Raw genomic sequence first — 23,881 nt, forward strand, 5'->3', positions numbered from 1 at the left:
TTAGTTCACGTATGTCGATGCAAGGGAACCGATGGTCATCGCCCAGCCATCCACCAGCACGAACAGCAGCAGCTTGAACGGCAGGGAGACCAGCATCGGGCTGAGCATCATCATGCCCAGCGACATCAGGATGGATGCGATGACCAAGTCGATCACAAGGAACGGCAGGAACAACAAGAAGCCGATTTGGAACGCGGTCTTTAGCTCAGATGTGATGAACGCAGGAAAGAGGACTGTATACGGGACCTCATCATTGCTGCCGTAGGGCGCATCGCCAGCCATTTCGGCGAACATCGCCAATTCGGCTTCTCGGGTGTTGAGGATTAGGAAATCGCGTAGGATCGATGCGCTCAGTTCGATGGCGGGCACCGGTCCGAGTTGACCGTTCAAGTAGGGTGAGATCGCCTGCGTGTACATCTGCTCAAACGTTGGGGCCATGATGTAGAACGTCAGGAATAGTGCGATTGAGATCAGGACTTGATTGGGCGGCGTTTGTTGCGTCCCCATGGCTTGGCGCAGGATTGACAGGACGATGATGATGCGTGTGAACGCCGTAATGCCCAGTAGGAAAGACGGCAGGATCGTGAGCACCGTCATCAGCGCCAAAATCTGGAGCGAGAGCGAATAGGTCGTCTCACCGTTCTCGCCTGTGCGCACGTTTAGCGCGGGCATTCCGTCAATCACACCTTGCGACAGTGCTGGCCCGGCAAGCGTGATCAGCAGGGCAGCTAGGCCGAATGGTGCGAACGATCTAGGGGGCATCAGCATGCTCGCCCTTCAGAGTGTTCAGGTCGACTGACGCGCCATCCTCTAGTTTGATTATCGCGGCTTGGCCGCGCGCACCATGTAAAACCGCAACGCGCGAGCCGCCAATATTTAGCAATGACACCTGTAGCGAACGTTCCAATTTATAGGCGTCCAATAGAACGATCTCACGCTCGCTTGTGCCGAGCTTGGCTTTGATTGTTCCCGCCTTTGCGACAATAATTTGACGCACCGCAATCAGCGCACCCAAGAACGCGAGCACGATGAAGATGCTGTTTAGATCAGGGTTGACTGTGGCCATGTGCCGGGCTCCGGTTCTGGGTCAGACGGGGGGTGATCTTTGGAGCTCTAGATCCGTTCAACGCGTTTTTCGGGGTCCACAATGTCGGAAAAGCGGATGCCGAAACGTTCACCAACCATGACGACTTCGCCCTTTGCGATCATCGTTCCGTTAACCAAGATATCCAGCGGCTCACCTGCAAGGCGGTCCAGTTCAACCACCGACCCCTCGTTCAGGCGCAAAAGGTCCGCGATTGTGATTTCAGTGCGGCCAACCTCAATCGACATCTCAACTTCGATGTTCTCGAGGGCGCGCAGTTTGTCGGCTTCGCTGACGCGCGGGAGGGTTTGCTGATCATCATCTGACATATTGAAAACTCACTTTTCTGCGCTGGATTTATCCAGCTTGCGGGTGATCGTGATGGCGCTTGTGCCGCCAACCTCGCCAATATCGGCGACAAACATTTTCTGTCCTTTGACAATCACACTCAGCCCTTCCGTCAGTTTGATCGGAAACACATCGCCGATTTCCATGGCCAACATGCTGCGGAGCGAAAACTTGGGTTTGCCCAGTTGTACATTGAGCGGCAAAGGGACCTGCATGACGGCGTGTTCAAGCCGCTCGCGCCATGTCAGGTCATCGTCGATCACTTCGGACTGCATTCGTGACCTCAGTTGCGCAGCAATCGGTTTGAGGGTCTGTAGCGGATACAGGATGTCGATTGAGGATGGTTCGCTTTTGGGCAATTGCACCACGAATGAACACACGATGATCGTCTCAGTGCCTTCGACGAATGATGCAAATTGCAGGTTTTCTTCGCGGGCGTGTTCCGAGAAGGTGAGGGGCATCAGATCTTGCCATGCCATCAGAAGTATTTTGTTAAGACCTTCGGTGATGATCTCAATGACGCGGGTTTCAGTGGCCGTGAATTCATTGCGGGGCATGTATTTGAGCCCCAAGTCGCCGCCGTAGTAGGCGTTCGTCAGCGCCGAGATGAATTCAGGCTGGATTACCATCATCTTGGTGCCGCGCAGCTCATCAATGCGAGAGGTGCTCAGGCTCATCAGTGATGCGGCGCCTTCGCAATACTCGTCAAAGGTTTTGACCGTCGGCATCTGTGCCGAGATACGCGGTTGAACCCGCAGCATCGGTTGAAACACGACCCGTGCAAGGCGGGCAAACCGCTCATTTATCACGCGTAGGGCGTAGTAATCGCCGAGCAGTGACAGATCGTCTTCACCAAAGGCAAAGTCTCGCACATCCTTTTCGGAAACGGTGCCAACGCCCGACGCGCTGCCGTTTTGATCGAGGCTGCTGATCAGCGCATCGACTTCGTCTTGCGAGAGTTTTTTGGAGGACGACATGCCGGCTTTCTCGGGGCTATTGCATCACATAGGACGTCAGGTGAACGCCCTCGATGCCACCGAAACCTTCTAGCCGTTCCAGTTCAACATTGATTGAATCCCGCAGGTCTTCGGACAACAGCCTGCGTGCCTCGCGGCCAACAACGTCTTCTTCGCCGTAGTCGCTGAGCGTTTCGAGGATCGCGGCCTTGATCGCAGGCAGGTGCATTTCGACGTTACGAAGGATTTCCTGATCGTATTGCGTCGAAACGCCGATCCCCAACTGCAAGAACCGCCGCGAGTCCCGCAGGTTGGTCGTTAGGTTGCCAGGAATCTCATAGTAGAGCGTCTGAAAGACCTCTTCCTTGGAACTTTCCTTGACAACCTTGGAGCGGCGCTCGCCCTCGCCCTCTTCTCCTTCGCCCTCTTCCTCAGGCTCCGCTTCGGGGGCAGCGGCACCGTTGCGTTCGATGATCTCAGACGCCAACTCCTCTGGGGAATGGGGCTGCGTGCCAAACATAAAATACCCAGCGCCAAGGCCAATGCCCAGCACTGCCAATGCGGCGAATACCATGATCAAGATTTTGACTAGGCCGGATTTTTTCTTTGGCTCGTCTTCTTCTTCGCTCATGTCTGGGTCCTCGTTCGAATTCTTATGCGATGATGCTGATCAGGGATGAGGTGTCCGCAGCGGCCTGCGTTGCCTCATCAACTGTATTTGCGGAGGCTGCTATGCTGGCGGTGTCACGACGTTCATTCGGGGTGTCGCCGCCTTTGCCTTGCCCGCCAGTGTTTGCGGAGAACGAGGCAAGCTTTAGGCCCGCCTCATTAAACGCGCCTGAAATCTGCGTTTCGACGCCGCGCAGCATCGAGGCTGTGGAGGCGACCTCTGCGGTGATGCGCAGTTCCATGCCCTTGCGCCCTTCGCTCAGCTTGAGCGTAATTTGCCCCAAGTGCTGCGGCAGGATGCTGAGGGTAAGGGTGCCGCCAGCCTGCACGGATTGTGCAGCGCGGTTCACGAGCGTTTTGGTCCAGCCTTGGTGGCGCACGTCCAGCATGGCACCCGCCATCGCGCTTTGCTGCATCGGCCCTTGGGCAGACGTTGGGCCGGGCGCAGGGGCACCGGTGGTGCTGGTTGGAACTGCGGCTGAGGTCATCACTGTTGCCTCGCCGCTTGGGCGGGTTTCAGGGGGCAGTTGAGGTGTGGCGTCACGCGGCAGTGTCCCGCGCAGCCGAGCGGTTGATTGCAGGATCGCGCCTTGGTCACTTATTGTTTTGGTGTTCAATCCAGTGGCGTCATCAATGCTCAGCCCGATGGTCGGTGCCGGGTCCGTGGGTATGCGCGCGGGGTCTGTTTTGCGCGATATCGGCTGTGCGGAGGCTACCGTCATCGCGGGGGCGATCGTCGTTAGTTCCGGGGCCACTGATGTGGCTGGGATTGTAGCCTGTTGCGCAACCTCAGGTGTGACCGCAGTTGCTTGGACGATCGATCGGGCGACGGTGCTGTGTGGCTTTGGTGCTTGCAAAGCATCAGTGGCTTCGACTGGCTTCACCTCGACCGAGACGGCGTCTGTCACTGGGCCAAGGTTGGTCAGCGGGGGCGATGGGCTTTGCTGTGGCAGGCCTTTGAATTCCGCCGGAGCAGGTAGGGTCACACCTTCGTTGGAGTTCCCGCCTTGGCTAAGCGGGACAACCTTAGCAGCAGGGTAGGGGAGCATTTCGAAATGAGGTGAGATAGCCTTGGCTGCCACCAATTCGGTAACGGGAACACTGGTGATGGCTTGGCCAACTGGCTGCGAAACCAATTGTGGAGCAGTATCCAAGATAATGTCGATGTCAGAGATGACCTTGGGTGCAGCTTCGGTCAAATCAGTGGGCACATCGGTGGAGTGCAGGGCCAAGGTGACTTGAGCCACAGGTAATGATGCGCCTAGCGTTTGATCGACAGGGGCCAGCATCATCTCGACCTCAGTGGTGTCGATCAATGCGTCTTTTGTTGGCGCCTTTAGCCCTTGGGGCAGCGTAAGCTTAGGCAACGCCTGCGTTTGAGGCGCGGCGTTCAGCAATGCGGTGATGGCCGCGATATCGACGGTTGGCACCTCTGGTACCGTCAGAATATTGCTGGGTGCGTCGGGCACTAGATCGGTCAGATCCGCTTGCTGAGATTTCGGAAGGAACTCAGCACTCTGCGCCACGGCGAGTGCATCTGAGAACACCTCATCCACGCCTTGCGTCGGAATGGCCCCCAACTCAGCGGACACAGATGCAGGTACGACGCGGGGGCCGCCCTGTGGGGCAGACATAGGCCGCAAAAAGCCCTGCCCTAAGTCCAAAATCTGTGTTGGTCCGTTCATCAGAGGTGTCGCTTATCCATTTGATCGGAAAAATAATGCAAGCAGGGTGCCAATCCGTGCAGTCTGGGTGGCAAAATCGCGTCAGGTCCGTTTGATCCTGAAAGGTGCCGCGTTTGCGTGCTCCTGCTTGGCTTCGCGGTCTTGTTTCGCGGTGCGCTGGGCGTCTTGGGCTTTTTCAGACACCCGCTGCACTTTGTGCCCGATTTGCGCAATCGTCGCGGTCACTTGCTCCAGCTCGGTGCGTAGAAACTCAAGCTTGTTGTCGAGCGTCTGCATCTCTTCGATCAGGCGTAATTCGTACCAGCGGTTAGTTTGCAATCGGTGTGCCTGCATCACGTCGTTACTGCGGGCGTCTTCGCGTAGCTTTTTGATCCGTACCAATAGGTCTTCTAGATGGGTGATTTCCTTGATTAGGCTCTTTTGGCGCTGCACATACTGCGGCATGCGCGCTTGCTCTTTCAGCGCCATGTTCTTGAGCAGTTTGACCTTGCGGTCGCTCATCACACACGCCCAACGATCGCGCTTAGGGTTTGTTGGCTTTCGGACAGGCTTGCGCTTTGGCCGGCGGATTGGCTGATGAAGGACATCATTTTCGGCCATGATGCTACGGCTTCATCCAGATCGCTATCCTGCCCCGAAATATAGCCGCCCATGAGCATCAAGTCCCTGTTTTCGTTGTAAAGAGAGACCATGCGTTTGAATTTGCGGGCCGCGGCTTGTTGTTGTGGTGTCACGATGTCGTTCATCACGCGGCTGATGGATGAGGGAATATCAATCGCGGGATAAATGCCCATTTGCGCGATGGACCGGCTGAGGACGATGTGCCCGTCAAGAATGGCACGGGCGGTATCAACGACTGGGTCGTTGTCGTCATCACCATCGGCCAAAACGGTATAGATCCCGGTGATGGAGCCTGCGTTTTCGCCAACACCCATGCCTGCGCGTTCAATCAGGGTCGGGATCATTGAAACGACAGACGGCGGATACCCCTTGGAGGTCGGTGCCTCGCCCAAGGCTAGGCCGATTTCTCGTTGGGCATGGGCCACGCGGGTTAACGAATCCATGATGAGCAGTACGTTCTTGCCCCGATCACGGAAATGCTCGGCAAGTGCGGTTGCGCGGCGTGCAGCCCGGATGCGCAATAGGGGTGAGCGGTCGGCCGGAACGGCCACGATGCTGATCCGCTCGCGGGCTGCGGGGTCCATGATGCTGCGAACCATTTCGCCAACCTCACGGGCGCGTTCCCCGATCAACCCCATAACCACGACATCAGCCGACGTATAGCGTGCCATCATGCCCAAAAGCACGGATTTACCAACGCCAGAGCCCGCGATGATCCCAATCCGCTGTCCGCAGCCAATCGTCAGCAATCCGTTGACCGCGCGAACCCCGACATCAAGCGCGCCAGGGATCAGGGCGCGCGCCAGCGGGTTGAGCATCTGGCCATTCAAAGGCACGCTGGATGCGCCCTTTGGGACCTCTTGGTCGTCGAGGGGACGGCCCAATGCGTCAACAACGCGGCCCAAGTAGGCATCGCCGACATCGACTGAAATGCCCTGATCCAACAGCGATACGCGCGCGCCTGCCTGCACAGCTGCACCGGATTCGTATAGGATTAGCTTGTTGCGGCCTTCGTCGTAGCCGATCACCTCGCCCAGAACATCGACACCATGCGCCGTTTGGACCGAACAGACAGAACCAACAGACACGGGAAACCCGTCGCATTCCAGCAGTAGGCCATCATAGCGCGATACACGGCCGCTCAGCGTTGTTTTTCCCGCCGCATTGCCCACGGGGCGCATGATTTGGTCGGTTAAGTTCATGCCGCTAGGCGTCCGCCTTAACGGGCGGCTCCTCAACAGGCTCGGGGTCTGCCCAATCCAGCGTGTCGCTTATTTCGGCCCCGCCCACCCGGAGGCGCGCGTCGCCACGGTGCAGGGATGGGTCGCTCCGCAATTGCAAGGGCGGTGGATTTTGCTGCGTGTCAAACCCACGTCGCACAAGTTCCAGATCATCGGGGGCGACGAATAATTCCCGTATGCCCGCCAGATGAGCCATGTCCGCGATCAAGGTTTCAATCCGCGTGATCATCACGTCGGGCATGTCCTCTAGCGCAAAGCCAATGCGCTGTGACGCGAGTTCAAGCACCGAGGCATGAATGCGCCCAGATAGCACATCTGTCTCGATCAGGTCGTCTGCACCAAGCCGTGCGATGATCTGCTCGAGCTGTTGAAGCTGCACGCTTAGTTCGTGTTCGCGCGCGCTTTCGGTCATGGCTTTGCCAGCTGACAAACCTTCGGCGTAGGCATCATCGCGGATGCGTTGCAACTCAGCCTCGTCAATCGCGGGAGGGGCGGGCGGCTCATCCGATGGTTGAGCGTCTTCTGCGATTTCGGGGTCTGGTTCCACCTCTTGCTCTGGGGCGGCCTCTGTTTCAACCGGTTCGGACGGATGATCATCCTCTGTCGGTATTTCGGTGGTTTCGCTCGTGTCCTCAGCGTCTGCGGTGGTTTCGCCTTCGGGGGAATCTTCGACCGGCACGGGCGGCTGATCGGCCAATGGTACGGCAACGTCGCTCCAAGCTAGGGCGCGAAAGGTCGTGTCGCTTGTGCTGCGAACAGTCTTGGCGAATTGCCCGGTCGTGGCAGATCGTCCCAATGCGAGCAGGGCCTCAATATTCGCCGCAGGGGGGGCTTTTTTCTCGCGGATGCGGCTCATTAGACCATCTCATCGCCGCCGCGACCCGCCAGCACGATTGTGCCTTCGTCGGACATTTTACGCGCAACTTCGATGATCTTCTTCTGCGCGGTCTGCACCTCGGTCAAACGCACAGGTCCAAGGACTTCCATTTCGTCTTTAATGTTGGCGGCGGCTCGTGAGGACATACAGCCAAACAGCTTCTCTTGCAGGTCTTCGGGCGCGCCTTTCATTGCCATGATCAGGTCCTCGGATTCCAGTGCCCTGAGCAGGGTCTGAAGCGAACGGTCGTCCGACATGCCGAGGTTTTCGAAGGTGAACATGTTGTCTTGGATCGCGCCCATCAGTTCCTTGTCTTCGCGTTTGATCGCGCCAAGGATGCGTTTTTCCATATTGGCTTTGGTGAAGTTCATGATCTTCGCGGCAGCTTTTACGCCGCCAACTTTTGACGACCGCAGGCTGGTGTTTGCCTTGAACTTCATCTGCATCACGGCTTCCAGTTCACGCAGGGCTTCTGGGTCCACGGTTTCTAGCGTCGCGATGCGGTGAATGATCTGAGGCTGCAAATCGTGCGGCAATAGGTTCAGAACATCGGAGGCGAGGCTGTAGTCCAAATAGGACGACACCAGCGCGATAATCTGCGGGTGTTCGTCCTGAAGAAGTTCGGCGATAGACCGGGCGTCCATCCAGTCCAGAATTTCGATGGGCCGTTCGCTGCTCGCCGGGGTAATCCGACTAAGGACCGATTGCGCCTTATCCTCGCCCAGGGCGCGGTTCAGAACGTTGCGGATGTAGTTGCCTGCGCCCAGACCCAGACTTGTCTGCTGTTTGATAATCGCCAAAAATTCGTCAAGTACGGCATTCACCGTTTCCTGATCAGTCCCGCGCACGGAATACATGGCCGCCCCAAGGTGTTGCACCTCGCGGGGGCTGAGGTGCTTGAGAATTTCGGCGGCTTCTTCTTCACCCAGCAGCATCATCAGGATCGCAGATTTTTGCGTTCCGGTCAGGCGTGCGGTGATTTCGGCTGCTTCTTCGGTTGCAGCGTTTGCTCCGTCCATGCGGCTATCCCTCCCGCTCGCGGATCATCCTGCTTGGTCCATGTCTTCTTCCATCATGGCCTTGAACACGTTGGAAACGCGGCCTGCTTCGTCGCCGACGATCATGCGAATGAGCCTGATCTTGTCGTCGTAGCTGTTGGCGGTATCCAACATCTCGGCAGAGATGGTTGATTTCTTGGGCTTGAGCTTGGCTTTGATCTCTTCCAGCGTTTGACCTGCCTCCATCTCGATGGATTCCATATCGATAATGTCGCCATCATCAGAGCTAATCTTGCGCGTGCTGTAGGCATCGCCCGGTGCGGTCAGGAACTGGGTGAGCAGGGGTTTAACAATCCCCAGCGTGACAACCGCCAGCACCGCAACGCCCAACAGGTTGCGCAACATGTTCCGGACCCAAGGGTCCTCATGCCATTTTTGTTCCAAATCACCGGACATGGAGGCGATGACCGCCTCAGGTGAGATGAACGGCAAGCTCGACACGATCAGTGTGTCGCCGCGTGCGCCATTGATGCCGACAGAGCGTTCAACCAGTGCCTTGATTTCCCTAATGCGCGTGGGGTCCACGCCGATTGAGGGCGGGGCGACGGCCTCTTCGTCGTCCTCAGTGATGGGGAGGGGGTCTTGTTCGCGCAGCAGGACGGCCACATGGACTCCCGCGAGCATCGCCATGGGGCTGCTTTCGGATGAGACTTTGCGGCTGATCTCATAGTTGCGCAGGTTGTTGGACGACCGCATCGTCGATTCCGGACCGCCGCCACCCTCGACCGCATCACCTGCCCCTTCCTCAAGGGCGGGTGTGGGGGGAGGGGTGTTGGAAACAGCACCGGGGATGCCGCGGTTATTCTGTGATACTTCTTCTTCAAGCGCCATCTGCTCACTCAGCAGGGCGGATTGGTCCGGGACGACCATGTCCTCTGTGATCTCGCGGCGCGTGAAATCAATTTCGAGGCTGACCTGCGCCGACACATTGCCGGGCCCGACGATCGGCGTCAGGAGACTTTCGATCCGTGTGCGGTAAATGTCCTCTAGGCGCAGTTGATATTCTAGCTGCCGATCTGCCAATGTTGTGGCGGGGTCGTCCACGGTGTCCGACAAAAGACGGCCATTCTGATCGACCACCGTGACGGCGGTTTTGGGCAGATTTGCGATGGACGAGGATACGAGGTTCACAATCGCCGTGACCTGTTGCGAGCTAAGGCTGCGACCGGCTTTGACCTGTACAAAGACCGATGCAGTGGGGTTCTGCGCATTGCGCGCGAATGCTGACCGTTCGGGGATGGCAAGGTGCACGCGTGATGCCGAAATTACGTCAATCTCATTGATCGAACGAGCCAGCTCAATTTCTTGGCTTTGCTTAAGGCGCATACTCTCAACGGAGCGGGATGTGCCCATCGGCATATCCGCAAGGGCGCTGTAGCCATCCGGCATGGACTGGGGCAAGCCCTGTGCCGCAAGCGTCATCCGAGAGTTATAGTAGTCAGAGACGGGCACAGTCACATCGCCTGTTGCAGGGTCGATCTGCACATCGGTGCCCGAGTTGCGCAGCGCGTCCAGCACCGCGGCCTTTTCGGCTTCCGGCAGGGAGGCAAACAGCGTCGTGCGCTGCGGCACTTGCAGCGACATGTAGAGAATTAGGCCTAGCACAACGAGCAATGCCGCAGCGATAACAGGGAACGCCCGCTGAACCGCAGGCTGGGTGTAGACCATACGCAGCTCTTCCAACGTCTGCGTCACACGGGTCGAGAAACCCGCGCGTGCTGGCGCAATAGGAGAGTTGGTAGAGCGGTCGCTCATGTGCCTGTTGTCCTCAATTCTGTTCTACTAGTGGTCTGCCCTAAACAGGCATGTTCATTATGTCTTTGTATGCGCTGAGCGCTTTGTTGCGGACATTCAGGGTCAACTGAAATCCGAGCGATGACACCTGCTGTGCCACCATAACTTTGGTCAGGTCTGTTTCTGTGCCCATTTCAAAATCGCGGACCAGTTTTGCGGCGTCACCTTGGGCTTCGGCGACATTGTCGAGCGAGTCCTTGAGCCGTTCGCCAAAGCTTGGGCCGTCTGGGCGCATTTCGATGCCGTTGCCGGCCGCGCGCTGTGTCATTTCTTTGGCGCGGTTCAGGGCATCTGTGGCGGTGATCGAAGTCGTAGCTCCGACTGCTGGAACACTTGTCATGTTTACCTCCTATGTCTTGTGGGGCGCGGCTACGGCCTGCCCCATCGCTGCCTGTGGATAGGAAAACTGGGTCGAAAACTGGTCGATCATAATGGCGTCTTCGGTGATGCAAGGACCTGATTTCAGGACCAGCGCCCGTTGGATGACATTTTCCAACTCGCGGATGTTGCCGGGCCAGTCGTAGGCCTCTAGGGCGCGGATCGCGCAGGGGGCCAGATAGGCTACATCGGTAACATCGCGTACGTGACGAACCAAAAACTCTTGCGCGATTGGCAATATATCGTCTGGCCGTTCGGACAATGGCATCGTTGCCACGGGAAAAACGTTGAGCCGATAGAAGAGGTCTTCACGGAAACGCCCCGCGCTACATTCTTGCTGCATATTGCGGTTGGACGTGGCGAGGACGCGGATATCGACATCAATTTGACGGTTGCCGCCAAGCGGGGTCACGGCCATTTCCTGAATGGCGCGCAGTAACTTGGCCTGAAGCGTCATCGACATTTCCGAGATTTCATCCAGCAGAAGCGTGCCCCCATCTGCCGCGCGGATCAGCCCAACATTTGCGGTGGCAGCGCCAGTGAACGCGCCTTTGGTATGCCCAAACAACATGGCTTCCAGCATGTTTTCGGGGATTGCAGCGCAGTTAATCGCCACAAATTCGCCAGCACTTCGGGTGGAGCGGGCGTGGATGTACTTTGCCATCACTTCTTTGCCGCTGCCGGTTGGGCCGTTGATAAAAACACTGACGTCTGCCTGGGCTACCCGCGCAGCCATATCAAATAGTCGTACAACGTTTGAATTTCGCACGATTGCTCGGCCGGTGCCGTGTAGCAACGCAACTATAAAGAGGGCGGCGTATTCATCGGTGATCTGATTGCCCAAAGCAACGATTGCGATTTTTCCACCCAATTCAGTAGTTACGGAATACTCGGTCGCGTTTTCATTGATGACCAAAACCGACCGTGCGCCAATGGCTTTTGCCGCCTCAATCAGACCGCCATCTTTCGCCAGTGTTTCTGCGCGATCCTGCGATAGAACTAAGAAATCTGTGCCACTGCGCTTTTGTGATGTATCAAAATCTGCATATTCAATTGCCTCAACGGAATGCTCCTGCAGTAATTGCAAAATTTTGCCAGCTAGGGCAAATTGTACTGCATCGATTATAGCGCGTGGCATGCTCAGGCCTCCTTATTGAGGTCTACAAGGCAAGTCTGATGCCAAGAGTCGGTATACAGAAATATTTTTTCGTAAATTTTACGTGTGAGTGGAAAAAGATGCGGGATGCGTGTCCTTTGTTCACTCTATCTCTTTCGATTGAATTTGTATCCGTTTGATACTTTTGTCGAGATTGCATTGTTAAGTGCCATTGGCAATATTGTTGACAATTAATGGTATTTAAAAATGGATAAAAAAATGTCTCCGTCAATTAATGGGCGTTACCAAGACAATTTGATCGTGGGGCGGTCCCCCGCAATTGCTGGTATGTTGGCTGATATTCAAAATGCGGCACCCTATAATGTCAATATTTTGACGAGTGGTCCAACCGGCGCCGGAAAAGAGCTTGTCGCGCAGACAGTGCACGCAAAGTCAAAGCGGAATGGCGCTCTGGTGAGTGTAAATTGTGCAGCTATTCCCCGCGATCTTTTGGAAGCTGAATTATTCGGCCATGAGAAAGGTGCGTTTACCGGTGCGGCAAGCCGCAGGGTTGGACGCTTCGAAGAAGCCGATGGTGGCACACTTTTTCTTGACGAAATTGGTGATATGCCACTGGATTTGCAGACAAAATTACTTCGCGTTCTTGAGACGCGAACGATCTCACGCATCGGATCCAACAAGGAAACGGCGGTGGACTTTCGTCTTGTTTGTGCGACGCATCAGGATCTAAAGGCAAAGACTGCCCGTGGCCTCTTCCGTGAAGATTTGATGTTTCGTTTGTCTGTCATTGAGATTCGAGTGCCTCCCCTCAAGGACCGTTTGTCCGATATCCCCGAGCTGCTCAGCAAGATGGCGGAGCAGATGGAAAACGATGGTACTGGGTTGATTGCGCCAGAGATGACACAGGCGGGTCTGGATGAGTTGATGCGCTATGATTGGCCAGGGAACGTACGAGAACTCAAAAATTTCTTTCAACGCGCGGCCGTCTTGTCACGTGGTGAGCCGATCGACAATGCGTGGGTTCGGAGGTTGTTGTTCGGTGAGATCAAGCTGGTCGACGAGCAGGAGCAAATCTGGAATGCAATCCAAGTTCTGCCTCGATCAGAACAAGTCTCTTCCTGCGATTCGATGTCAGAAGCCACTGATGGGCTGTCAGTTTCACGCGACGCGATCCGTGAGTTCCTTGAAAATAAGCCTGTCTTTTCCGTCAAGGACCATCTTGCGTCGCAAGAAAAGGATACAATCGAAATTGCGTTGGACTTGGCCGACAATAATGTATCACGCGCAGCGCAGCATTTAGATCTAAAACGTACGACGCTCACTGCTAAAATGCGGAAATATGGTATTAGCTGTGATGCATCTGTAGATAATTAAGCGAGCTATTGGACGGGGATACTCCAAGATATATCTACAATTGAGCAATGGCGAAGTGTATCCGGTTGTAAATAACCATCTTCTGTCAATATTAGTCGTTCCCGTAACGCCAATAAAACGGACGCAGGTCTCGGCGGTGTGCCGCTTAGTAGGGAAATAAGTGTGTCAAACTGACTGCGCCCAACAGTGACACTCGCTTGCATCACGGGCCGATTTTCTTCGATTTCAAGCGTACCGATGATACCAACCGCTCTGCACTGTGCCGATTGAAGCGTCAGAACGACATGGCCACGCGCAACGTTCTTAAGCGTCCCATTCACAACCAAGTGCGGATCAGTGTCATGTCCTATCAAGGTAATCTCAGCCGATTGAACGGTCACATGCACGACATCAATGTGTTCCACGACACGTGTCCTTTTCATTCGGGTAAATCAAAGCCGTATTCATTCCGGAGTTACCCCTTCGAAATACTCATGAAGTAAGGGCTGCATTCTCTTGAATGCGGCAGACTTGATTTGAGAAATGCGCCCGGGCGACACATCTAGCACCGCGGCAATCTCGTAAATGTTGAGCTCTTCAACGTAGTAGAGCTGTAAAACCATTGCTTCGCGGTCAGGTAGTTGTTTTAGCGCGTCAAGCAAAGCAAGCTTGAGGCGTGACCCATCCAACATCTGCTCAATTGGGGCATCTTGGCTGGCAAACCACATTGAGTGTTCGTCATATTCCTCCTCAATAGAGTTTTGGTAACTCGCGTTGAGAATTTGTTCCCATTCGTTGAACTCGTTAAGCGACATTGCTACGGCGCTCGCCAGTTCAGATTTTTCGGGTGTACGTCCAAGCTCTTGCTCTAGCCGATCGCGTGCCGCGTTTACCGCTCGATTGATCTTCATTGATTTACGGCTCAGAACCGAATTTTTGCGAAGAAAGTCGTTCATTGCGCCGCGTATGCGGATTACCGCGTAGTTCTCAAATGATACACCCTCCTGTCGAGTGTACCTTTGTGCCGCTTCGATCAGGCCAATTAGTCCGATTTGCAAAAGATCGTCGAACTCAATGATTGAGCGCATACGGGAATGTACGCGATGGGCTATACGACGAACCAAAACCTCATGCTCGCGCACGATTTGTTCTATGTTGGTCTGAGAAGAGGTATAGCCATTCATATGGATGGTGTTCAGCTAACGCTGTTAACCGTAGTACCGGCCGCTTTGGCACTATTACGTGGAGAGGCCAGAATATTTTTGAGCATGGTGTCAAAATCTGCGATTTGTCGCTGCTCACCAGGTAATTGCACAATAGGCTTACAGCGTATGGCGGACTGAGCGATCGCGTCGCGTTGTGTCACATGACCACTATAGGACAGAGAAACTGGTAGAAAATTGGCAACTGTGCGTGCGAAATTGTCAAAGACTAACTGTGCCTGAGATTTACTGTCAGCAATATTCACCACGACATTGAATTGCGTGATGCGATACTCAAGATAGGCATTCTTGATCAGCGCATAGGCATCTACAAAACTCGTGGCTTGTCCAAGTAGAACAATCACAACATGGTCGGAATTGGCCATAGAGTTGAGTACAGAACGACCGGAACCCGCTGGGGCATCAACGACCACAAACTTAGTCCCATCCATAGTGTCGCGAAGTTGTGGGATAAGATCTTGTAGTGGATCACCGTCTTTTTCGACTTTAACACTGGCACCAGTGCGCCCCGGTAAAACAGAAAGCGCGCCCGTAGTATCTTGGATCGCATCGGTTATTCTGCATTCACCGTCCAGAACGCTAATCAGATCCTTTTTCGGTTTATGGCCCAAAAGAATGTGAACATTGGCGGCTAGCAAGTCTGCATCGACGAGCAGCGTGTTCCCAGCGATGGCTTGCAGTCTGAGCGCGTAATTGATGGCGAGGGACGATTTCCCAACTCCGCCTTTGCCGCTTGCAATTGTTATTACTGTCGTCATTTCAATCTCCGGTGCCGACACGGGAATGCATGAATCAGGCCAAACATCATTAGGTGGAGGAAATATGTATCTTGATGTGCCACAGCCCTAAGCCGACCATCGGCGTAGAGGACCGCTATCGATATGAACAAAGCTTGGATATCGACCCACGCCGCCAGGACATATCCGGCGCGCTGTGCGGGCCAGTGCGGATATCGGGACGTCTGGCAGTGAAAAATCAATTGCCCGCGCTTGCACATGCAGCGAATTTCGAGCGACGTTTTGACTAGACCTGCGGAGGTGATCATTTGTCGCTTTGGACCGATAGCCGGATGTTACTTGAACTCTAACCGGACTGTCGTCGCGTCCGAAGTGATCACATATTTCAAGGAACGTTTTCAGTATGTTATTATCAATTTCTTTGATTTCATTGCGCCGCCAATCGCGCAAAAATCTGTGAATCTGGCTGGTTTGGGTAACGTTTAAGCCGGCGTTCGCACGTAGCGATACCGTTAGAGATTCATGAGTGTTTGGGTTGTGTAGGGCTATCTGAAACGGATGCGATGCCCGAAATTTAGCTTGGCTTCTATTGGAATCACGGCTCGCTGAAGATGGCTCCCCAAACAAATCAAGAGCACCGCTTTGACCTGATGGCTTGGAAAAAAGCCCACCACCATTGGTCAAATCCAATAATGGGGCGGCTATACCGGTTCCAGGAATTGACAAAGCGCCTGCGAACACCGCCCTACGTGTCAGAACGCTTCGCTGTGTCATGGCCTGTCCCCTTCCAAAAGAGATTGCAAAATTCTGCCGAACCTAGCGGGTCAGTTTTTCGATCATGTCGGTGTAGGCTTGCAAAATACGGGATGAGCCAGAGAATTGTTGCTGCGCGCGGATCATACTGGTTAATTCAGTCGTTAGGTCGACGTTGGAGGCTTCAAGTAGGCCTGTTTGGATGCTGCCAAATCCTTCTTGGCCTGAAACACCCAAAACGAGTTGACCAGAGTCTTGGCTTTCCTGAAATTTATTCATCCCAAGCTGACGCATAGACGTGGAGTTGGGAAACACAGCAATCGCCAGCTGCCCAATGAGCACCGGATCGTCGGGACCGTAGGTGGCTAACATTCTGCCATCGGGATCAATGTCTAATGCCGTTAGCTGCACGCCGGCTTCGTTTTGGAAGGGTACCACCATCTGGCTAAGGTTCGTGCCGCCAACCCCGTCATATCCAAAAACGAGGTCGTTCGTGGATGACCTCAAAATGCCATTTCGATCGAGTGAAAATTCGCCGTCGCGCGTAAAGGTCAGCGTGTCCGAAGGCGTTCCATCGGGGTTGGCCGTGTTTGTAATGAACATGCCGTTGCCAGCAATCGCCATATTCAGAACGCCCTCGCGCTCCATGAGGCTACCTTGCTTTGCGCTTTGGCGGGTTTGCTCAATAAGGCTACCAACGCCGGTAGAGGTTCGCGTCACTGTTTCGGGTGAAGCCCCGCTATAGAGGTCTGCAAAGCTCGCGTTGCTTTTGCGAAATGCGGTCGTGCCTGCGTTTGCCACGTTGTTGGACACAACGGAGATTTCAAACATCGACGTGGACATGCCTGATAAGATTGTCCCGAACATCTGCAAATTCCTCTCATTTCGATCGTGATGATATTGCAGATGTCATGCCAAAACGTGGATTGGCCGCTTATTCACTTCAAATAGTCGAACAATGTCGTTTGTCCGATTTGGGAATAGGCCTGACGGGCCGCGTTTTGCGTCATCAAGAGCGATTGCAGCTCAGTTATGACTTTTTCCAAATCTGCTGCGGACATTTCGTTGACTTGGGATTCAAGCGTCACGGACCTTGACGCCAAAACCTCCTCCTGGATTTCGGCGCGTTGCAATCTGGCGCCGACAGTCGTGCGGGATATGGCGATGTCTTGGCCTGCGTCCACAATTTTGGACAGTTGGGCGGACAGTGTCTGGGCCTTGGGGACCATCGTTACTACGGGGTCCCCTCCGGTTGTGATGGTGAATGCTGGTTCTTTGGCCGCAAGATCAACACCTTCAACCGCAAGATCTGAGAGTGAGATTTCCCCAGTGGTGGACGTTAACTTCAGTAGGCCCTCGCTAACGCTTGCCGTGATGCCGGTTTCAAAAGTACGCGCATTGATGGCCTCTGCGACGCCCGAATGTGATCCATCCACGACATCTGGGGCTGTGATGGAGACGCTTCCCTCCGGCCCGGACAAAACAAACGAAAGGTCGCGCGGGGTGCGATCTGCGTTGATGCGCAGAAACATGCCCTCCCTCTCTGTGGCGACCAAAGTGTCCTCATGGCTTGCGGCGGTGGACAATGCGGCGATGAAGCTATCGACAATATCGAACAGGCTTTGTGATCCTGCGTCGGTCGAGATTTGCATAAACACTTCGCCACCGTTCACTGAGGTGGGCAATCGCATGCTTTCTGACGCCGCCAACGTATGCTGTCCGCCATCACCAAGATAGTTAACGTGGCCGTCTGTTCCTTCACGGAAGGGCTGCAGATCGGTGTTATACCCGCCAAACAACGCCTGACCATCAGGTGTGCGCGTATTCGCAAGTCCAACCAACGCGTCGCGCAATTCGCTGACTTCGACACGGATGGCATCCAAATCGGGTTCGGAAAATGTGTCGTTGTTGGCGGCAATCACCCGCTCGCGCATTTGGGTCATAATGTTGTCGACGTTTTCCAGCGTCGTATCCGCCATGGTTAGCCGCTCCTGCGCGGTGGCGACGTTGCGCTGAAAGCCAGACAATTGCGTCACCCGCTCTTCCATTGCGGATAACTTCACAGCTTCAATCGGCTTGTCCGAGGATTGGGTAATTTCCTTGCCCGTTGAGACCTGCGTTTGGCGCAACTGGATCTCTTCGTTCAGCTGGGAAAAGCGGTTCAACATCTGATCCGCGAACATCTTGGTCGAGACTGTCATGGCGATCCTCAGGCGATTTGCAGGAGCGTATCAAACATTTCGCGCGCAGTTTGCAGGATACGCGCGGCGGCTTGATAGGCTTGCTGTTGTGACATCAGTTTGGCGGCTTCTTCGTCCATGTTAACGCCGCTAAATTCGCTTTCGGCGGCGACGGCGGCCTCATGGACAGCGTCGTTGGACAGGCGGGTCAAGCGCGCAGCCTCTAGTGTTGCTCCGACCCCGGCGGCAATCGTGCGGAATTCGTCCTGAAAACTGGTTTCACCGGCACGTTGTTGGCCAAATGATGCCAGCACATCCATGTTTTGTGCATTCCCGGCAGAACGTTGGGCCGTCGAAAGGTTAAAGGCATCGCCAGTGTCGGCAAACCCGGACAGCTCAATGTCTTGTCCAGAAATATTGAACCGCGCCAAACCGTTGGAGGTGCGCGTCGCGATGGAAGCGCCAGACGCCCGATCAAAGAGTTCAACGCGGCCCGTTGCGGCATCAATCATCTCAACGCGGAAATGCTCCGGCGCGCGTTCCGCTTCGGCCAAAACCGGGCCAACGTCGAACTGCCCGGCCAGACGCCGCGCGCCTTCACTGCCCATGATGACAATCAACTCTTCATCCGGAATGTTGCCGAGATGGATGAACGAACTGGCAGCACTCGTACCACCGGCCACGATATCCATCGCGGAACCATCGGTGCTGCGGGCATGTAGAACGCCGTCTTCAACACGTAAATCAGCCTGTGCGACTTTGAAGCCAAGGGCTTTGGCGTCATCGCTTGGGGTGATGGCGATTGTGCCGACACCGGCCCGGTCAGCACGCAGCGATAGCGTGGTTGCACCCGTCGCGTCTGTCCCGAGCTCTACTCTGAGCCGCCCTTGCAAGCTGAGCGGCACGCTGATGTCGAGGTCACCGTTTAGAGCGGTGACATTGATGCTATGCGAGGCACCTTCAAGCGTTAGGTCGATTGCATAGGTGCCGTCGCTCAGGTCGGCTGAAATGGCGCGGCCCTGAACGGATGCGCTTGATTGCACCGTGCTGAGGCCAAATGCGGCTGCGGTTGAATTGGCGACTGGCGTTAAGCCTTGCCCGGACAAATGCCCGCCCACCACAGATAGCGAAAGGGCATAGACGCCGTCCTCGCCAACAAGCGTTGTCGCAATGCGGTCCGCTTCGGGGCCGGTTACCTCAAAATCTAGGGGGCTGACGCGCGCAGGGTCTGTCTGTGCGATGCGTGTCAAAGTGTATTCGGCATCGCCCAACATAAAGCTGGCGCTTGTGCCCACATCGGGAAAGTTCTCGGCAGGCATTGGGGCGCCAAGCAACATCGGCACAGGCGCTTGCGCGCGCATTTGGCTTGCGGTTGCCAGTGCGACCCCTTCGGCCGAAGGTATCGCGCCACCGGGTACATTGGCGTCAAAGACAGTCCCATCGGCCAAGGTTAATGTGGTCTCAAACCGCGCAGATGGCGCATGTGTGCGTGTGCCGTCGGCGTTGGTTCCCGCACCGTCGAGGACTGTATCGATGTTATATTTCAATGCGGCTTCTGTGCCACCGTCATTGAATTCCCGCTGAACCAATCCGCCGACCATCGGATCGGTGGATGAGGTCATAATATGCCCGACCTCACCCGTGCGGTCGCTGCTAAGCGTGAATTCTTGACTGCTGATGAATTGGACCGTGCCACTGATCCGCAGATCACCGCTTAGTGTGATTGCAGTTTCGGGTGGCTCACTATCGTCGAGGGGAAGCGGCTTGAAGTCTTGCCCAAGAGCTGCGGCCTGAATGGCGACATCCGTGGTGGACGCATTGCTCAGCCCAATGTCGAAACCATCTGCTTGGATAAGCGTGAGCGCGCCGGGTGTTGCAGACAGTTGTGCCTGCACGCCGGTTTCATCGCCGCGGTTGTTGATCGCGTCGGCCAGCGCACTTAGATCGCCGCTGCTCACTTGCGCACTTATGTTCAGCGGGTCACCATTGCGTCCTGTGAGGTCAAATTCAACCGCGCCACTTCCGAGCTCTTCCAGCGTCAGTCGAACCGCCGTTTGCGCTTGGGCTGATACACCCACGGCTGCGAATTGAGCGTTGGCCATTTCCGCGACATAGGCCGCATCCACGGCTGCAGGAATTGTCAGGGACCGGATATAGCCTTCGGACATTTGCAGTCTGAGCGTTTGGTCTGTTGTATTATTCACGCGGCTGTCGGTTGAGATCAGGCCTACGTTACTGCCGCGCAAACCGACCAAGCTGGTGGACACTGTGCTCAGCCCGCTTTGCATTGGCTCGGCACCGGTGCGGCTTTGCGTGATCTCCATCCCACGGTAGCCGATCCCACTGCTGAGTGTGCTGTAATCGGCACGATACTCAGCCTCAGCGTTAAATCCGTTGCCGGTGGTTATGAACTGCTCAACCTCGTTCGGGGCTAGGGGCGGGCCGGAAATCTGGCGGCCTTCGCGGGTAAATATCCGCAATTCGGATGCGGCTTGTCCCAACTGCACATCGGTGGTCAGCGTGTTTCCTGCGGCGGACACAGCAGTCATTGCTGTCAAAACCCGCGACCCGTCTGAGGCCAGCGAGAGCCCGCTTTCAAACCCGGACACGCTTAACCCAAGATCGCGGATCGTTAGCCCCTCCGCCGTCGCGAGCACACCCATGTTCAGGTATTCCGCGATTTCGGTGCCGGACTGCCAACCGTCCGCGCTGACGGTCTGGGGGTCTAGGGCAAAGCTATAGCTCTCACCGTCCAACACCAGCGTGATTGCAGCGATATCGGCGCCTTCTGTGGCCGATACGGTTGCGGTGGTTTGCGTCGCAAGGCTTGCGAGTTTGATATCCGTGGTGCCACGCGGAATGCTACCCACGACGCCGCCGCGCAAAAAGTCTTGGGCAGCTACGGGGGATAGATTGTTGGCTAACACATCCGTTAGGGCAGGCACACCCGATCCCGCATCCGCAGCGCGAAATGTCTCAAGCTTGGCCGTGCCCAAATTTGATGTCTCGGGGTAAATCGCCACTGTCGAGGCCGCGGCGATCTCCTCTGGTCGGCGCAACAGAAAACTGATCCGCGAGGCGTCGCCTGCCGCGCGCTCAAACACGATTTTATCACCGTCTTTTGGGGTGCCGGTTACGTCAATGACCGCGCCGTTGGCTTCAATCTTGGAGCGGCCGGTGGCCAGAACGCTGCCGGTGTCATCGGTTAGCGTCCATTGATCGGTGCGCGCGTTGAACTGCATCGACATTTGCTGCAACTGATCCGCACGCCCAGGCACCAAACGAATAGCGGCCTCGGCGGTGCCTTGGTTGGTTTGGCTGGCTTGCGGGGTAAAACTGGCGGCGGTGAACAATTCCTTGCCAAGCTGCCCTTCCAGATCAATGCCTTGTGCATGCTGGGTATTCATCTTTGCGGTGAAGGACCGCGCAAGCGTGTCCAGTTCCGACAGTGCACGGTTGGTCGTGCCATGTGCATCGACCAAACCCCGCAAAGCGCCGCTTTCAAGTTGCGGTACGATCTGTCCTGACCCAATCCGGAACATGATGCTGCCTTGCTCGGACCGCACGACGCTTAACGTTTTGCTGTCCTCACCCCGTAGGATCAACGCACCCGCCTCAGATGTGCCCAACCGCAGTTCGGCCTCATACCGCTCACCTATCGTGACACTCAGCGGAACCATCTTTGAGAGATTGTCGATCAGCCTGTCACGCTCATCCAAAAGGGCGTTCGGTGGTGAGCCGCCAAGGTTCGACGCTCGCAATTGCCCGTTCAGGGTCGCAAGGGCATCAAGGTTCTGGTTCACGCCGACCAATCGCGTCTCGATTTCACTCGCGGTGCCGTCAGCCAGATCGCCCAGCAGCAATGCGGTTGTGTTAAACGCGTTGCTGACGGTGTGACCCATGTCGATTGCTACGGCGCGTGCCGCCAAATCGCCGGGCTGTGCCGCGACCTGTCCAAGCGTTTCAAAAAACGCAGTCATCGCGACGCCCAGATCGCCATCATTGGGCAAAATGCTGTTTTCTAGCCGCTCTAGCTTGGTCACAAATGCATCCGAACTTTCGAACCGGCCCGCCGCTGCGCGTTTGCTGTCGGTCAAAAACGAGTCGTAGGCGCGCCGCACGTCGTCCAAACGCACGCCCATGCCGGTCTGCGCCGTCAGCGAGGTCAGTTCGCTTTGCACGCCCGAAACTTCGCTCAGCGTTGCGTCGCGGCGGCGGTACCCTTCGGTGTTTGCATTGGCGATGTTCTGGCCGGTGACGTTCAGCGCCTCTCGTTGCGCATGGATTGCACTACGGCCGATATCCAGCAGGCTTGCCATGTTCAGTCGTCCCCGTTTGAAACCCGATGCTCGAATTGCCGCACAAGTGCATCAGCAATTCCGAGGGACTCGCGCTTGGACAGCGCGGTCGCGTATTCTTGGTCCAGCATAGAGTTAAACGTCTTTAGCCCGCCGCTGTTTAGCAACGGATCGGCCAGTTGTGCGGAACGCGCGCTCGACAGGATGGATTTCACGAACAAAGCTTCAAACTGTTCTGCGACCTCGCTCAGCTGCTGTTGGCCGCTGGATTGGCGCGCTTGTAGGGCGTCGGCTTGTGCGGCTGGCCCAACGGCGAGCTTGAGGGCAGAGGCGCTGATGGTTGTCATGTGGGTCGCCTCCTGGGTGCGGTTAAATGATGATCAACTGAGCACGCAGGGCACCCGCGACCTTGAGGGCCTCTAGGATCGCGACCAGATCGGACGGTGTGGCGCCAATTGCGTTGATGGCATCGACCACGTCGCTCAGGTTCACGCCGGGATCGAACAAAAAGGCGCGGGCCTCTGGTTCGTCCACAATCAACCCGGTGTCGGGGGTGATGATGGGCGCGGCAGGCGTGTTGATAATGGTGTTGTCGTTAATGATCGTCTCAGATGTGGGGGTGACCTGCGCGTCCTCGCGGATGCGGACTGTTAGGCTGCCGTGGGTGATTACGGCGGGTGTCACGCTGACGTTGCCGCCAATAACAACGGTGCCTGTGCGTGAGTTGACGATCACCTGCGCGGGCGGCGCTGCGGGCTGGACCTCGACCTGTTCGATCAGGCTCGCGAAGGAGACTTTTTGCGACGGGTCGGTTGGGGCCAGCACTCGGATGGATGAGGCATCAATCGGCACTGCGGTCTCGCCCCCAAAGACGACATTGATCGCCTCGGCCACATTTGCAGCGGTTGAAAAATCTGCACGGTGCAGGTTAAGGACAAGGTATTCGCCCGTGATGAATGGGTTTTCGACCATCCTTTCGACGGTCGCCCCCTGTGGCACCCGTCCAACGGTCGGCACGTTCACCGTCAGGGAGGAGCCATCTTCACCCGATACACCCAAGCCGCCAACCACGAGATTTCCCTGCGCAATCGCATAGGTTTCGCCGTCCACGCCAAGCAAGGGTGTCATCAACAGCGTGCCGCCACGCAAAGACTCAGCAGAGCCAAGGGTAGAGACAGTAACATCCAACTCCTGCCCCGGTTTTACGAAGGCGGGCAAGTCAGCCGTGACAATAACGGCGGCGGCATTCACCCCGTCTAGGGCATCTTGCTCTGCCACCATTCCAAAGCGAGAGACCATGGATTGCAGCGATTGAAGCGTGATCCCCAAGTCCCCGTCGCCCGTGCCCGACAGGCCAACGACCAGCCCGTAGCCGACCAATTGGTTGCTGCGCACACCTGCAACGCTGGCCAGATCCTTGATCCGATCCGCACTGGCCACACTGGCCCAAAGCGCTGTGATGAGCGCAAGGCATAGCCGAAGAAAAGGGGGGGCGCGCATATCGGTGCA

Annotated in this window: 22 protein-coding genes; 1 reads left to right on the forward strand and 21 read right to left on the reverse strand. The window is 56.0% G+C overall.

The window, feature by feature from the left end:
• The 13 genes from fliP to PM04_RS07615 form a co-directional block, all read right to left on the reverse strand.
• Window positions 1-768 (reverse strand): flagellar type III secretion system pore protein FliP, encoded by a 768-nt coding sequence (fliP, locus tag PM04_RS07555; protein WP_152594017.1) that lies wholly within the window; start codon window positions 766-768, stop codon window positions 1-3.
• Window positions 752-1,066: a hypothetical protein gene (locus PM04_RS07560; protein ID WP_038005417.1), complete on the reverse strand. Its 315-nt coding sequence runs from the start codon at window positions 1,064-1,066 to the stop codon at window positions 752-754. The genes fliP and PM04_RS07560 overlap by 17 nt, the downstream gene beginning before the upstream one ends.
• A gap of 47 nt (window positions 1,067-1,113) precedes the next feature.
• The gene (gene fliN, locus PM04_RS07565) at window positions 1,114-1,413 is read right to left on the reverse strand and encodes a flagellar motor switch protein FliN (RefSeq protein WP_038005419.1); all 300 of its coding nucleotides are present in this window, start codon (window positions 1,411-1,413) and stop codon (window positions 1,114-1,116) included.
• Between the two features lie 9 nt (window positions 1,414-1,422).
• Complete coding sequence (gene fliM / locus PM04_RS07570; RefSeq protein WP_038005421.1) at window positions 1,423-2,409, reverse strand: flagellar motor switch protein FliM; 987 nt, start codon at window positions 2,407-2,409, stop codon at window positions 1,423-1,425.
• A gap of 16 nt (window positions 2,410-2,425) precedes the next feature.
• Entirely contained in the window at window positions 2,426-3,019 is a 594-nt protein-coding gene (fliL, locus tag PM04_RS07575; protein WP_038005423.1) for a flagellar basal body-associated protein FliL, read from the reverse strand.
• Between the two features lie 22 nt (window positions 3,020-3,041).
• Entirely contained in the window at window positions 3,042-4,742 is a 1,701-nt protein-coding gene (locus PM04_RS07580; RefSeq protein ID WP_038005426.1) for a flagellar hook-length control protein FliK, read from the reverse strand.
• Window positions 4,743-4,823: 81 nt separating this feature from the next.
• Window positions 4,824-5,243: a hypothetical protein gene (locus PM04_RS07585; protein WP_038005428.1), complete on the reverse strand. Its 420-nt coding sequence runs from the start codon at window positions 5,241-5,243 to the stop codon at window positions 4,824-4,826.
• The gene (locus PM04_RS07590; protein ID WP_038005430.1) at window positions 5,243-6,565 is read right to left on the reverse strand and encodes a FliI/YscN family ATPase; all 1,323 of its coding nucleotides are present in this window, start codon (window positions 6,563-6,565) and stop codon (window positions 5,243-5,245) included. Before PM04_RS07590 ends, PM04_RS07585 begins: the two co-directional genes overlap by 1 nt.
• A 4-nt stretch (window positions 6,566-6,569) precedes the next feature.
• A complete protein-coding gene (locus tag PM04_RS07595; RefSeq protein WP_052077292.1) occupies window positions 6,570-7,460 on the reverse strand; it encodes a FliH/SctL family protein in 891 nt (296 codons plus the stop codon).
• Complete coding sequence (fliG, locus tag PM04_RS07600) at window positions 7,460-8,500, reverse strand: flagellar motor switch protein FliG (protein WP_038005432.1); 1,041 nt, start codon at window positions 8,498-8,500, stop codon at window positions 7,460-7,462. Before fliG ends, PM04_RS07595 begins: the two co-directional genes overlap by 1 nt.
• 24 nt (window positions 8,501-8,524) lie before the next feature.
• Complete coding sequence (gene fliF / locus PM04_RS07605) at window positions 8,525-10,294, reverse strand: flagellar basal-body MS-ring/collar protein FliF (RefSeq protein WP_038005435.1); 1,770 nt, start codon at window positions 10,292-10,294, stop codon at window positions 8,525-8,527.
• A 40-nt stretch (window positions 10,295-10,334) separates the two neighbouring features.
• Window positions 10,335-10,673, reverse strand: a complete 339-nt coding sequence (gene fliE / locus PM04_RS07610) for a flagellar hook-basal body complex protein FliE (RefSeq protein WP_038005437.1) — start codon at window positions 10,671-10,673, stop codon at window positions 10,335-10,337.
• A gap of 9 nt (window positions 10,674-10,682) precedes the next feature.
• Window positions 10,683-11,849, reverse strand: a complete 1,167-nt coding sequence (locus PM04_RS07615; RefSeq protein ID WP_038005438.1) for a sigma 54-interacting transcriptional regulator — start codon at window positions 11,847-11,849, stop codon at window positions 10,683-10,685.
• 225 nt (window positions 11,850-12,074) lie between these two features.
• Here PM04_RS07615 and PM04_RS07620 point away from each other — a divergent pair, with 225 nt between their 5' ends.
• A complete protein-coding gene (locus PM04_RS07620; RefSeq protein WP_234702851.1) occupies window positions 12,075-13,202 on the forward strand; it encodes a sigma-54-dependent Fis family transcriptional regulator in 1,128 nt (375 codons plus the stop codon).
• Between the two features lie 443 nt (window positions 13,203-13,645).
• Here the strand turns inward: PM04_RS07620 and PM04_RS07625 are convergent, their stop codons facing one another.
• The 8 genes from PM04_RS07625 to PM04_RS07660 form a co-directional block, all read right to left on the reverse strand.
• A complete protein-coding gene (locus PM04_RS07625; protein WP_038005440.1) occupies window positions 13,646-14,365 on the reverse strand; it encodes a sigma-70 family RNA polymerase sigma factor in 720 nt (239 codons plus the stop codon).
• Between the two features lie 11 nt (window positions 14,366-14,376).
• On the reverse strand, window positions 14,377-15,162 hold the full coding sequence (locus tag PM04_RS07630; protein WP_052068364.1) for an AAA family ATPase: 786 nt from the start codon (window positions 15,160-15,162) through the stop codon (window positions 14,377-14,379).
• Window positions 15,163-15,249: 87 nt separating this feature from the next.
• Window positions 15,250-15,915 (reverse strand): DUF882 domain-containing protein, encoded by a 666-nt coding sequence (locus PM04_RS18405; protein ID WP_081946010.1) that lies wholly within the window; start codon window positions 15,913-15,915, stop codon window positions 15,250-15,252.
• Window positions 15,916-15,957: 42 nt separating this feature from the next.
• Window positions 15,958-16,761, reverse strand: a complete 804-nt coding sequence (locus PM04_RS07640) for a flagellar hook-basal body protein (protein ID WP_038005445.1) — start codon at window positions 16,759-16,761, stop codon at window positions 15,958-15,960.
• Window positions 16,762-16,832: 71 nt separating this feature from the next.
• Window positions 16,833-18,095, reverse strand: coding sequence for a flagellar hook-associated protein FlgL (gene flgL / locus PM04_RS07645; RefSeq protein ID WP_038005447.1), 1,263 nt, complete (start codon window positions 18,093-18,095; stop codon window positions 16,833-16,835).
• Between the two features lie 8 nt (window positions 18,096-18,103).
• Window positions 18,104-22,393, reverse strand: a complete 4,290-nt coding sequence (flgK, locus tag PM04_RS07650; protein ID WP_038005449.1) for a flagellar hook-associated protein FlgK — start codon at window positions 22,391-22,393, stop codon at window positions 18,104-18,106.
• Between the two features lie 2 nt (window positions 22,394-22,395).
• Window positions 22,396-22,719, reverse strand: coding sequence for a rod-binding protein (locus PM04_RS07655; RefSeq protein ID WP_038005451.1), 324 nt, complete (start codon window positions 22,717-22,719; stop codon window positions 22,396-22,398).
• A 22-nt stretch (window positions 22,720-22,741) separates the two neighbouring features.
• On the reverse strand, window positions 22,742-23,872 hold the full coding sequence (locus PM04_RS07660; protein WP_081946009.1) for a flagellar basal body P-ring protein FlgI: 1,131 nt from the start codon (window positions 23,870-23,872) through the stop codon (window positions 22,742-22,744).
• Window positions 23,873-23,881 lie beyond the last annotated feature (9 nt).

This window comes from Thalassobacter sp. 16PALIMAR09 (genome assembly GCF_000765485.1).
GTDB lineage: Bacteria > Pseudomonadota > Alphaproteobacteria > Rhodobacterales > Rhodobacteraceae > Thalassobacter > Thalassobacter stenotrophicus.

Coding starts and splice junctions, on each gene's coding strand:
- PM04_RS07625 (WP_038005440.1), bottom strand. CDS start 14,365: ATGAATGGCTATACCTCTTCTCAGACCAACATAGAACAAATCGTGCGC.
- fliL (WP_038005423.1), bottom strand. CDS start 3,019: ATGAGCGAAGAAGAAGACGAGCCAAAGAAAAAATCCGGCCTAGTCAAA.
- fliN (WP_038005419.1), bottom strand. CDS start 1,413: ATGTCAGATGATGATCAGCAAACCCTCCCGCGCGTCAGCGAAGCCGAC.
- fliG (WP_038005432.1), bottom strand. CDS start 8,500: ATGGACGGAGCAAACGCTGCAACCGAAGAAGCAGCCGAAATCACCGCA.
- PM04_RS07660 (WP_081946009.1), bottom strand. CDS start 23,872: ATGCGCGCCCCCCCTTTTCTTCGGCTATGCCTTGCGCTCATCACAGCG.
- PM04_RS07655 (WP_038005451.1), bottom strand. CDS start 22,719: ATGACAACCATCAGCGCCTCTGCCCTCAAGCTCGCCGTTGGGCCAGCC.
- PM04_RS07630 (WP_052068364.1), bottom strand. CDS start 15,162: ATGACGACAGTAATAACAATTGCAAGCGGCAAAGGCGGAGTTGGGAAA.
- PM04_RS07560 (WP_038005417.1), bottom strand. CDS start 1,066: ATGGCCACAGTCAACCCTGATCTAAACAGCATCTTCATCGTGCTCGCG.
- PM04_RS18405 (WP_081946010.1), bottom strand. CDS start 15,915: ATGACACAGCGAAGCGTTCTGACACGTAGGGCGGTGTTCGCAGGCGCT.
- PM04_RS07595 (WP_052077292.1), bottom strand. CDS start 7,460: ATGAGCCGCATCCGCGAGAAAAAAGCCCCCCCTGCGGCGAATATTGAG.
- flgL (WP_038005447.1), bottom strand. CDS start 18,095: ATGACAGTCTCGACCAAGATGTTCGCGGATCAGATGTTGAACCGCTTT.
- fliP (WP_152594017.1), bottom strand. CDS start 768: ATGCTGATGCCCCCTAGATCGTTCGCACCATTCGGCCTAGCTGCCCTG.
- PM04_RS07580 (WP_038005426.1), bottom strand. CDS start 4,742: ATGAACGGACCAACACAGATTTTGGACTTAGGGCAGGGCTTTTTGCGG.
- PM04_RS07640 (WP_038005445.1), bottom strand. CDS start 16,761: ATGTTCGGGACAATCTTATCAGGCATGTCCACGTCGATGTTTGAAATC.
- PM04_RS07585 (WP_038005428.1), bottom strand. CDS start 5,243: ATGAGCGACCGCAAGGTCAAACTGCTCAAGAACATGGCGCTGAAAGAG.
- PM04_RS07620 (WP_234702851.1), top strand. CDS start 12,075: ATGGATAAAAAAATGTCTCCGTCAATTAATGGGCGTTACCAAGACAAT.
- fliE (WP_038005437.1), bottom strand. CDS start 10,673: ATGACAAGTGTTCCAGCAGTCGGAGCTACGACTTCGATCACCGCCACA.
- fliF (WP_038005435.1), bottom strand. CDS start 10,294: ATGAGCGACCGCTCTACCAACTCTCCTATTGCGCCAGCACGCGCGGGT.
- flgK (WP_038005449.1), bottom strand. CDS start 22,393: ATGGCAAGCCTGCTGGATATCGGCCGTAGTGCAATCCATGCGCAACGA.
- PM04_RS07590 (WP_038005430.1), bottom strand. CDS start 6,565: ATGAACTTAACCGACCAAATCATGCGCCCCGTGGGCAATGCGGCGGGA.
- PM04_RS07615 (WP_038005438.1), bottom strand. CDS start 11,849: ATGCCACGCGCTATAATCGATGCAGTACAATTTGCCCTAGCTGGCAAA.
- fliM (WP_038005421.1), bottom strand. CDS start 2,409: ATGTCGTCCTCCAAAAAACTCTCGCAAGACGAAGTCGATGCGCTGATC.